We start from the raw sequence: 10,945 nt of genomic DNA, 5'->3' as shown, positions 1-10,945 counted from the left end.
GGAGCATAGAATTACCCATGAAAGCACAATCCCTCTCTATGATCTCGTCCGGCGATCCGCATAATGCCGACTTGAGAGGAAGTTTTTCCGGATTTCAAGAGGGTTGACGAGCAACTGCGCGAGCGGCCCGTTTCGGCTGGCAAACGGCGCATGCGCTCGATTTTACCCATTCAGGCAGCCGGGACCCATTCGGACGAGGATAGCATGAGCAGGTTCAAGATCGCCATCATCGGCGCGGGCAGCGTCGGCTTCACCAAGAAGCTCTTCACGGACATCCTGTCCGTGCCGGAATTCGCCGATATCGAGGTCGCCCTGACCGATCTCAGCGAGCATAACCTGACGATGATCCGCACGATCCTGGAGAAGATCGTCGAGGCGAACGGCCTGCCGACGCGCATCACCGCCACCACGGAACGCCGCAGGGCGCTGGAGGGCGCGCGCTACGTCATCAGCTGCGTGCGGGTCGGGGGCCTCGAAGCCTATGCGGACGACATCCGTATCCCCCTGAAATACGGCGTCGACCAGTGCGTCGGCGATACGATCTGCGCCGGCGGCATCCTCTACGGCCAGCGCAACATCCCGGTCATCCTCGATTTCTGCAAGGATATCCGCGAGGTCGCCGAGCCGGGCGCGAAATTCCTCAACTACGCCAATCCCATGGCCATGAACACCTGGGCCGCCATCGAATACGGCAAGGTCGATACGGTGGGCCTGTGCCACGGCGTCCAGCACGGCGGCGAGCAGATCGCGGAAATCCTCGGCGCGGGCGCGGGCGAGCTCGACTATGTCTGCTCGGGCATCAATCACCAGACATGGTTCGTGGACCTGCGCCTGAGGGGCCGCAAGGTCGGCAAGGACGAGCTCGTCGCCGCCTTCGAGGCCCATCCGGTCTTCTCGCAGCAGGAGAAGCTGCGCATCGATGTGCTCAAGCGCTTCGGCGTCTATTCCACCGAGAGCAACGGCCATCTTTCCGAATACCTGCCCTGGTATCGCAAGCGGCCGGAGGAGACGCAGCGCTGGATCGACATGTCGGACTGGATCCACGGCGAGACCGGCGGGTACCTGCGCTATTCCACCGAGACCCGCAACTGGTTCGAGAGCGACTATCCCGAGCTGCTCAAGGCGGCCGGAAAGCCGATCGATCCGAAGCGCCGCTCCAACGAGCATGCGAGCCACATCCTCGAAGCGCTGGAGACGGGCCGGGTCTATCGCGGGCATTTCAACGTCAAGAACAACGGCGTCATCACCAACCTGCCGGACGATGCGATCATCGAATCGCCCGGCTTCGTCGACCGTTTCGGCATCAACATGGTGGCTGGCATCACGCTGCCGGAGGCCTGTGCGGCGACCTGCATCTCCTCGATCAACGTGCAGCGCATGTCCGTGCACGCGGCGATCTCGGGCGATATCGACCTCCTGAAACTCGCCGTGCTGCACGATCCGCTGGTGGGGGCGATCTGCACGCCGGAGGAAGTCTGGCAGATGGTGGACGAAATGGTGGTCGCCCAGGCCGCCTGGCTGCCCCAGTATGCCCATGCCGTCGCGGGCGCGAAGGAGCGCCTTGCCCGCGGCACCGTCAGGACGCGCGAGTGGAAGGGCGCGGCGAGCCGCGAGGTCCGCCCCCTGGAGGAAGTGCGCGCCGAACGCGAAGCGATGAGGCTGCGCGCGGCGGGCTGAGGGAGCCTTCCGCGGATTTCGGAGGAAACGGCCGCCCGTGGAGGAGCGGCCGGAAACAAGAGGGAGAACAGCGACAATGACATTCATCCGTTCCTTGCGGAGCGCCGTGCTCATGCTGGGCGTCTCGGCGCTCGCCATGCCGGCGGGCGCCGCCGATCCCGTGGTCGTGCCGGAGCAGCCGGTCTTTCCGGCCCAGGGCAAGATCACCTATGTCCCCCGGACCTCGATCCTGGAATACAAGACGCTTTCCGCCTATCAGGAGCCGGACTGGGTGACGGAAAAGTTCGTCAAGACCGGCAAGCTGCCGCCGGTCGGCGAGCGCCTTCCCAAGGAGCCGCTGGTCTACAAGACCGGCAACATGCCGGACGGCACCGGCGTCTACGGCGACACGATCCGCCATGTCATCGGCGGCCGGCCGGAGGGCTGGAACTACAGCGCCGGCCAGTCGCAGGGCTGGGGTGGCATCGACATCGGCATGTTCGAATGCCTGACGCGCACCGCGCCGCTCTTCCAGGTCGAGGCGAACGACATGGAGCCGCTGCCCAATCTTGCGAAGAGCTGGAAATGGTCCGAGGACGGCCACAAGCTGACGATGAAGCTGATCGAGGGCGCCAAGTGGTCCGACGGCGACCCCTTCGACGCCGAGGACGTGATGTTCTACTGGGAGGATAACGTCCTCGACCCGAACGTCACGCCGCTGAACGGCGCGACGCCCGAGACCTTCGGCGTGGGCACGACGCTCAAGGCGCTCGATCCCTACACGATCGAGTGGACCTTCAAGGAAGCCTTCCCGCGCCAGTATCTCTTCGCCATGGCCTACGGCACCTTCTGTCCCGGCCCCTCGCACATCCTCAAGACGAAGCATCCGAAATATGCCGGCACGACCTATGACCAGTACAAGAACGCCTTCCCGCCGGAATACCTGAACTTCCCGGTCATGGGCGCGTGGGTGCCGGTCGCCTACCGTTCCGACGACATCGTGGTGCTCCGCCGCAACCCTTATTACTGGAAGGTGGACGAGGAGGGCAGGCAGCTGCCTTATCTCAACGAGGCGCACTACAAGCTTTCCACCTGGGCGGACCGCGACGTGCAGGCCATCGCCGGCTCGGGCGACATCTCCAACCTGGAGCAGCCGGAGAATTTCGTGGAGGCGCTGAAGCGCGCCGCCGAGGACACCGCGCCCGCGCGTCTCGCCTTCGGCCCGCGCGTCATCGGCTACAACCTGCACCTCAATTTCTCGGCCAACGGCTGGGGCGAGCCGGACGAACGCGGCGAGGCCGTGCGCCAGCTCAACCGCAACCTCGATTTCCGCAAGGCCGTCACCATGGCGATCGACCGGCAGAAGCTGGGCGATTCGCTGGTCAAGGGGCCGTTCACGGCGATCTATCCGGGCGGGCTCTCCTCCGGCACCAGCTTCTACGACCGCCAGTCCACCATGTATTATCCCTATGACCTCGACGAGGCCAAGGCGCTCCTCAAGAAGGCGGGCCTCGTCGATACCGACGGCGACGGCTTCGTGAACTTCCCGGCCGGCACGGCCGGCGGTGGTGACGTGCAGATCGTCCTGCTCATCACCGGCGAATACGGCACCGACCGCAACCTCGGCGAAGGCGTCGTCGGCCAGATGGAGCGGCTCGGCCTCAAGGTCGTGCTCAACACGCTGGACGGCCCGAAGCGCGATGCGGCGCATTACGGCGGGCGCTTCGACTGGTCGATCCGCCGCAACGAGCAGGACCTCACCTCGGTCGTGCAGAACACGCCGCAGCTTGCCGCGACGGGTCCGCGCACGAGCTGGCACCACCGCGCCGGCACGGACGGCACGCTCGATCTCATGCCGTTCGAGCAGGAGCTTGTCGACATCGTCAACAAGTTCATCGCCAGCAACGACAGTGCCGAGCGGGCTGACCTCATGAAGCAGTACCAGAAGGTGGCGACCACCAACCTGGACTCGATCGGCCTCACCGAATATCCGGGCGCGCTCATCGTCAACAAGCGCTTCTCGAACATTCCGCAGGGCACGCCGATCTTCATGTTCAACTGGGCCGAGGATTCGATCATGCGCGAGCGGCTCTACGTCGCCGCCGACAAGCAGGGCGACTACGAGCTCTATCCCGAGCAGTTGCCGGGCAAGCCGGGCGACGGCGGCCCGGCCGAGTAAGCCGACCCATCCGCATCCGGCCGGCCCCACGGCCGGATGCCCCCCTCTCGCGCGTCGCCGGCGCCGGACCCAGCGCGGTCCGGCCGGCGGCGAAACAAGGGAAACGACGATGCATCTCCTTCGCTTCCTGATGATGCGGATCGCCGCCGCCATACCGCTGCTCTTCGTGCTCAGCGTGGTGACCTTCGCCATCATCCAGGCGCCGCCCGGCGACTATGCGGATTACATCCGCTCGCAGCTCATCAACCAGGGCGGGGCCTCCTTCGAGGAGGCGAACGCCCAGGCCGAGGCCTACCGCACGGAACACGGTCTCGACCGGCCGCTGCCCGTCCAGTATGTCAACTGGATCACCGGCATCGTCACGCGCGGCGATTTCGGCCACAGCCTTTACTACAACAAGCCGGTGTCCGAGGTGGTGGCCGAGCGCCTGCCGCGCACGCTGGCCCTTGCGCTCGTCTGCCACATCCTCGCCTCGTGCATCGGCATCCTCTTCGGCATCGTCGCCGCCACGAAGCAATATTCCTGGATCGACACGCTGCTGTCGGGCATTTCCTTCCTCGGCATGACGGTGCCGCGCTTCCTGATGGCGCTGATTATCGTCTATGTGCTGGTCTTCCATTTCAACGTCAGCGAGATCAATTCCTTCCATTCCGCCCGTTATGGCGGGGCGCCGTGGTCGTGGGGCAAGTTCGTCGATCTCGTGAAGCATGTCTGGCCGGTCGTCGCCATAGCCACCTTCGGGGGCCTCGCCTACAACATGCGCGTCATGCGCGGGAACCTGCTCGATACGCTGAACGCCCAATATGTCGAGACGGCACGGGCCAAGGGGCTCAGCGAGGGCGCCGTCGTCCTGCGCCATGCCGTGCCCAATGCGCTGCATCCGCTCGTCATGTACCAGGGCGTCGTGCTGCCCTACATGCTGACCGGCGAGATCGAGACGGCGATCATCTTCGCGCTGCCGACGGTCGGCCCGACCATCGTCGGGTCCATGCAGGTCGGCGACGTCTATGTCACCGCGACCTTCATGCTCGTGCTCTCCGTCACGCTCATCGTCGGCAACATCATCGCCGACCTGCTTCTGGCCATGCTGGATCCGCGCGTGCGCCTTTCGGGAGGGCCCGCATGACCGCCGAGATCCGATCCACGCCTGCGGCGGATGCCGCGGCCGCCCGCGACCAGCACGGCGAAAGCTACTCCGCGCTCGTCTGGCGGCGGCTGAAGCGCTCCTTCACCGGCATGCTGGGGCTTGCGCTCGTCTGCCTGCTCGCGCTCATCGTGCTCTTCGCCGAATTCTTCTCGCCGGCCGATCCCAAGGCGACGGACATCGCCTTCACCCCGCCGCAGGCGATCCGCTTCACCGACAAGGACGGCAATTTCGCCTTCACGCCGCGCGCCTATCCGATCCGCGAGACGGCGGAGCTGGACCCCGTGACCTTCCAGCCCGTCGTCGGGCCGGACTACGACAACCCGCAGTATCTCGGCTTCTTCGTCAAGGGTGCGCCGTACCGCCTGCTGGGGCTCATTCCGGCCGAGCGCCACTTCTTCGGCGCGGTCGACGGCTCGGCGGTCCACCTGCTCGGCACCGACAAGTTCGGCCGGGACGTCCTGTCGCGGGCGCTGCACGGCTCGCGCATCTCGTTGATGATCGCGCTCGTCGTCGTCTTCGTCGTGACGGTGGTGGGCACCACGGTCGGCATGATGTCCGGCTATTTCGGCGGGCGCTTCGATGCCTGGACGCAGCGCTTCGTCGAACTGGTGCTCGCCTTCCCGCAACTGCCGCTCTATCTCGCCCTCACCTCGCTGATCCCGGTGACGGCGCCGACCAACGTCTTCCTCGCCTTCGTCATCGTCGTCATGTCGGCGCTCGGCTGGGCGCAGATGTCGCGCGAGGTGCGCGGCAAGACGCTGGCGCTCGCCCGCATCGACTATGTGCGCGCCGCCATGGCCGTCGGCGCGACGGACCGGCGCATCCTCCTGCAGCATATCCTGCCGAACGTGATGAGCCACGTCATCGTCGCCGTCACGCTGGCGATCCCGAGCGTGGTGCTGCTGGAATCCTTCCTCGGCTTCCTCGGCTTTGCCGTCAAGCCGCCGCTGATCTCCTGGGGGCTGATGCTGCAGGATACGGCCAACTATTCGGTGATCGGCTCCTATCCCTGGCTGCTCGCGCCGGTGGGCTTCGTGCTCGTCACCGTCTTCGCCTTCAACGCGCTCGGCGACGGGCTGCGCGACGCCATCGACCCCTATTGAGGAGACCGGACATGACGCCATCCGACAGCATCGTCACGGCCCCCGCCGAGCGGCGCGACCTTGAAGGGCGCGACGGCCGGCCGGTTATCGACGCGCGCAACGTCGCGGTCGATTTCAAGGTGGAAGGCGGCACGGTCCGCGCCGTGCGGGACGTCTCCTTCCAGCTCTATCGCGGCGAGACGGTTGCCATCGTCGGCGAGAGCGGCTCGGGCAAGTCCGTCACCGCCCGCACGATCATGGGCCTCCTGTCGAAGCGGGCGAAGACCGGCCCGCAGTCGCGCATCGACTATGACGGCGAGAACGTGCTCGCCTTTTCCGAGCGCCGCCGCCGCAAGCTGCGCGGCGACCGCATCTCCATGATCTTCCAGGAGCCGATGAGCTCGCTCAACCCGGTCTATACGGTCGGCACCCAGATCGTCGAGGCGATCCGCGTGCACCGGCGCATGAGCCGCAAGGCGGCGACGGCCGAGGCGCTGGAGCTCCTGCGCCATGTCCGCATCCCCGATCCGGAAGCGCGGCTCAACCAGTATCCCCACCAGCTTTCCGGCGGCCAGCGCCAGCGCGTGATGATCGCCATGGCGCTCGCCAACAAGCCGGACGTGCTGATCGCCGACGAGCCGACGACGGCGCTCGACGTGACGGTGCAGGCGCAGATCCTCAACCTCATCCGCGCGCTCCAGCAGGAGATGGGCATGGCGGTGATCCTCATCACCCACGACCTTACCGTCGTGCGCCAGTTCTCCGATTATGTCTACGTGATGAGCCAGGGCGAGGTGAAGGAGCACAACACGACGGAGGCGCTGTTTGCCGATCCCGTCCATCCCTATACGCGCCGGCTGCTCGCCTCCGAGCCGCGCGGGGCGGCCAATCCGCTGCCGGCCGGCTCCCCGGTCATCCTCGAAGGAAAGGACGTGCGCGTCGCCTTCACCCTGCGCAGGGGCGGCTTCTTCAAGCCGCAATACAGCGAGCTCCTTGCCGTCAACGACCTGTCGATCTCGCTGCGCCGCCACGAAACGCTCGGGCTCGTGGGCGAATCCGGATCGGGCAAGACCACGTTCGGCCAGGCGCTCATCCGGCTGATCGACGCGGATGCCGGAAAGATCACGTTCGACGGCGAGCCGATCGAAAGCCGCAACCGGGCCGAGATGCGCCCGCTGCGCTCGCGCATGCAGATCGTCTTCCAGGACCCGTTCTCCTCGCTCAACCCGCGCATGTCCATTGGGCAGATCATCGAGGAGGGCCTGGTCGTCAACGGCCTCGGCGAGAACCGCCGCGAGCGGATCGACCGGGTGCGCGCGGCGCTTTCCGCCGCGGGGCTGCCGACCGACATCCTGTCGCGGTTCCCGCATGAATTCTCCGGCGGCCAGCGCCAGCGTATCGCCATTGCCCGCGCCGTCGCGCTGGAGCCGGAATTCATCCTGCTCGACGAGCCGACCTCGGCGCTCGACCTTTCCGTCCAGGCGCAGATCATCGACCTCCTGCGCAAGCTCCAGGACGAACGGGGCCTCAGCTACCTCTTCATATCGCACGACCTGAAGGTGGTGCGCGCGCTCTGCCACCGCGTCGTCGTCATGCAGCAGGGGCGGATCGTCGAGGAAGGCCCCGTCGAAGACGTGCTCACCCGCCTCAAGACTCCCTACACCGAACGGCTCGTCCGGGCCGCCTTCGATGTGGCCGCCTAACCCAGAATACAAAGGCAATCCCATGAGACATCCCAAGATCACCTTCATCGGCGCCGGCTCCACCGTCTTCATGAAGAACATCATCGGCGACGTGCTGCAGCGCCCTGCGCTTTCCGGCGCGACCATCGCGCTGATGGACATCAACCCGGAACGGCTCGCCGAAAGCGAGATCGTCGCCGGCAAGCTGGCAAGGACGCTCGGCTCCAGTGCAAAGGTCGAGACCCATTCCAGCCAGCGCAAGGCGCTGGAGGGGGCGGATTTCGTCGTCGTCGCCTTCCAGATCGGCGGCTACGAGCCCTGCACGGTCACGGATTTCGAGGTGCCGAAGAAATACGGCCTGCGCCAGACCATTGCCGACACGCTCGGCGTCGGCGGCATCATGCGGGGGCTTCGGACGGTGCCGCATCTCTGGTCGATCTGCGCGGACATGCTGGAGGTCTGCCCGGATGCGATCCTCCTGCAATATGTCAACCCGATGGCCATCAACACCTGGGCCATCGCGGAGAAGTTCCCGGCGATCCGGCAGGTGGGCCTTTGTCATTCCGTGCAGGGGACGGCGTGGGAGCTGGCGCGCGACCTCGACATTCCCGTCGAGGAGATCCGCTACCGCGCCGCCGGCATCAACCACATGGCCTTCTACCTCTCCTTCGAGCATCGCCAGCCGGACGGCAGCTACCGCGACCTCTACCCGGACCTTCTTGCCGGCTACCGCGAGGGCCGCTTTCCCAAGCCCAGCCACTGGAACCCGCGCTGCCCGAACAAGGTGCGCTACGAGATGCTGACGCGGCTCGGCTATTTCGTCACCGAAAGCTCGGAGCATTTCGCCGAATACACGCCCTATTTCATCAAGGAGGGGCGCGCGGACCTCATCGAGAAGTTCGGCATCCCGCTCGACGAATATCCCAAGCGCTGCATCGAGCAGGTCGAGCGGTGGAAGAGCCAGGCGGACGCCTTCCGGGACGCCGAGACGATCGAGGTGAAGGCGAGCCACGAATATGCCTCCTCCATCATGAACTCGGTGTGGACGGGCGAGCCCTCCGTCATCTACGGCAATGTGCGCAACAACGGCTGCATCACCTCGCTGCCGGAGAACTGCGCGGCGGAAGTGCCCTGCCTCGTCGACGCCTCCGGCATCCAGCCGACCCATATCGGCGCCCTGCCGCCGCAACTGACGGCGCTGATGCGCACCAACATCAACGTGCAGGAACTGACGGTCGCCGCCCTGATGACGGAGAACCGCGACCACCTCTATCACGCCGCGATGATGGACCCGCACACGGCCGCCGAACTCGATCTCGAACAGATCTGGTCGCTGGTGGACGACCTCCTCGCAGCCCATCGCGACTGGATTCCCGAATGGGCGCGCGAAGCCCGCAAGCCCAAGGCGGCGTGACCTCCTCCCAGTCCCGCCGGCAGGCCTCGGCGTATTCCGCGCCGGGGCCTGTGGCTTTTTACGAGGCCTGCGACGCCGATTGCCCGGGGAGATCGCTCTGGGCCGGGCGGTTGCCGATCTGCCGCATGTTGGTTTGCAACTGAAACCGGAGGCCCGAAGGGTCGTGTGAAAGCGATGCTTCACCGCCGAAGTCGTACGGCAGAACCGTCTGGATAATGCGGGAGCCGAAGCCCTTGCGGGTCGGGGCCTGGACCTCCGGTCCATCCTCTTCGATCCAGCGGAGCAGGAACGCGTCGTCGGTGTCGGGCCGGCCCACCGTCCAGTCGATGCGCACTTTTCCCTTCTCGTTCGAAAGGGCGCCGTACTTTACGGCGTTCGTCGCCAGCTCGTGCAATGCCAGGCTGAGGCTCAGGGCCTGCTTCGACGACAGCATGACCGGCGGGCCGCCGATGTGGAACCGCTCGTCCGACGTCGTGAACGCCGCCGTTGCCTGCAGGACGACATCGACGACGCTGGCTTCCGTCGCGCCGGCGCGTGTCAGCAGCGATTGGGCGTGCGCCATCGCCTGGATGCGCTCCAGGAGGGCCGACCGCGCCTCCGCATCGGTATCGCCGCCGCGCAATGTCTGGCTGATGATCGCCGCGACAACGGCGAGCGTGTTCTTGATGCGATGTTCCAGCTCTCCGTTGAGCAGGCTCGCCTGACGCCGGGCTTCGACCGTGGCCGTCGTCTCGATCACCGTGTCGATCATTCCCCGGACCACGCCGGTCTCGTCGCGGATCGGGCTGTAGCAGAACGTGAAATGGGCTTTCTCGGGATAGCCGTGGCGGTTGATGACGAGCGGGAAGTCCTCGATGAACGTCGCCTCGCCGGCGAAGGCGCGCTCGGCGATCGGCCCGATCTCGTCCCAAACCTCGCCCCACACCTCGCTGAACGGCCTGCCGAGCGCAGGCGGCTTTCCGCCGAGAATGGGCAGGAACGCTTCGTTGCAGATGGTGACGAGGTCGGGTCCCCAAAGGATGCATTTGGGGAATTTCGAATTCACCATCATGCCGACGGCGATCTTGAGGGCGGAAGGCCATTGTTCGAGAGGCCCGAGAGTGGTCGAGGACCAGTCGTAGGCCCGGATGATGTCGGCCATTTTTCCGCCGCCATCGAGGAAATGAACGGACTCGCGCAATTTGACACCCCTTCGCGGCGTTTACGGAGATGATGCCAATCCGTGCTCCGGCCCCCGTTTCAAACGGCAACGGGCTTCGCTAACATGGGGTTTTCCAAAGCGTTTGCAACTGCAATCGTCCGGCCGGCCAATGTGTCGGCCGCAATCGGCGGAACAAAGGTTCGGTGCGCGCGGTTTGGCCGCCATCGTCAAACTGCCGATATGGGGATGCGCATGTCTTTCGATGACGGGCGCTGTCGGGTCGCCAAGCGCGTCCTGGTGGCCGAGGATGAAATCCTCATCGCGATGGAGATCGAGCGGGCGCTCGCGAGCGGCGGCTTCGAGGTCCTGGGGCCGGTCGGAAGCGTCGAGGAGGCCCTGCAGCTTCTCCATCGCGAGCGGCCGGACGCCGCCGTTCTCGACGTCACCTTGCGGGACGGCAAGGTGACGGCCGTCGCCGCGCTGCTCAGGTCGCGGGATGTGCCTTTCGTCCTCGCCTCCGCCGAAGGGCGCGTGCTCACCGAATCCGGCTTCTTCCGCGGCGTGACCAATCTCGGCAAGCCGACCGACATGTCCCGGATGGTCGGAGAAATCCGGCGTTTGCTGGGCTGAGGCTATTTGGCGAC

General features: G+C 65.8%; 9 protein-coding genes (1 of these 9 only partly in view). 7 read left to right on the top strand and 2 right to left on the bottom strand.

The window, feature by feature from the left end; translation table 11 throughout:
* A protein-coding gene (locus tag ACZ5TO_RS15080) for an AraC family transcriptional regulator (protein ID WP_464798686.1) crosses the window boundary here: on the bottom strand, positions 1-19 show its 5' end (the start). It extends 881 nt beyond the left edge of the window; the window shows 19 of its 900 coding nt (coding positions 1-19); its start codon is at positions 17-19; its stop codon lies beyond the left edge, outside the window.
* A 185-nt stretch (positions 20-204) separates the two neighbouring features.
* Between ACZ5TO_RS15080 and melA (ACZ5TO_RS15075) the strand changes: the two genes are divergently transcribed.
* The 6 genes from melA (ACZ5TO_RS15075) to melA (ACZ5TO_RS15050) all read left to right on the top strand — a co-directional run bounded on the left by melA (ACZ5TO_RS15075) (position 205) and on the right by melA (ACZ5TO_RS15050) (position 9,160).
* Positions 205-1,677 (top strand): alpha-galactosidase, encoded by a 1,473-nt coding sequence (melA, locus tag ACZ5TO_RS15075; RefSeq protein ID WP_464798685.1) that lies wholly within the window; start codon positions 205-207, stop codon positions 1,675-1,677.
* A gap of 76 nt (positions 1,678-1,753) precedes the next feature.
* On the top strand, positions 1,754-3,835 hold the full coding sequence (locus ACZ5TO_RS15070) for an ABC transporter substrate-binding protein (protein ID WP_464798684.1): 2,082 nt from the start codon (positions 1,754-1,756) through the stop codon (positions 3,833-3,835).
* Positions 3,836-3,944: 109 nt separating this feature from the next.
* Positions 3,945-4,961: an ABC transporter permease gene (locus tag ACZ5TO_RS15065; protein ID WP_464798683.1), complete on the top strand. Its 1,017-nt coding sequence runs from the start codon at positions 3,945-3,947 to the stop codon at positions 4,959-4,961.
* Entirely contained in the window at positions 4,958-6,085 is a 1,128-nt protein-coding gene (locus tag ACZ5TO_RS15060; protein WP_464798682.1) for an ABC transporter permease, read from the top strand. The genes ACZ5TO_RS15065 and ACZ5TO_RS15060 overlap by 4 nt, the downstream gene beginning before the upstream one ends.
* Before the next feature lie 11 nt (positions 6,086-6,096).
* Complete coding sequence (locus ACZ5TO_RS15055) at positions 6,097-7,767, top strand: ABC transporter ATP-binding protein (RefSeq protein WP_464798681.1); 1,671 nt, start codon at positions 6,097-6,099, stop codon at positions 7,765-7,767.
* A 22-nt stretch (positions 7,768-7,789) separates the two neighbouring features.
* Positions 7,790-9,160 carry an alpha-galactosidase gene (gene melA, locus ACZ5TO_RS15050; protein ID WP_464798680.1) on the top strand — a complete coding sequence of 457 codons (1,371 nt, stop codon included), beginning with the start codon at positions 7,790-7,792 and terminating at the stop codon, positions 9,158-9,160.
* A gap of 58 nt (positions 9,161-9,218) precedes the next feature.
* Here melA (ACZ5TO_RS15050) and ACZ5TO_RS15045 read toward each other — a convergent pair whose 3' ends face one another.
* Positions 9,219-10,340: a sensor histidine kinase gene (locus tag ACZ5TO_RS15045; RefSeq protein WP_464798679.1), complete on the bottom strand. Its 1,122-nt coding sequence runs from the start codon at positions 10,338-10,340 to the stop codon at positions 9,219-9,221.
* A gap of 213 nt (positions 10,341-10,553) precedes the next feature.
* Between ACZ5TO_RS15045 and ACZ5TO_RS15040 the strand changes: the two genes are divergently transcribed.
* Positions 10,554-10,931 (top strand): response regulator, encoded by a 378-nt coding sequence (locus ACZ5TO_RS15040; RefSeq protein ID WP_464798678.1) that lies wholly within the window; start codon positions 10,554-10,556, stop codon positions 10,929-10,931.
* The last annotated feature ends 14 nt before the right edge of the window (positions 10,932-10,945 follow it).

Source organism: Shinella sp. Sh6 (genome assembly GCF_055392685.1).
This window is presented reverse-complemented; position numbering and strand designations above follow the sequence as displayed.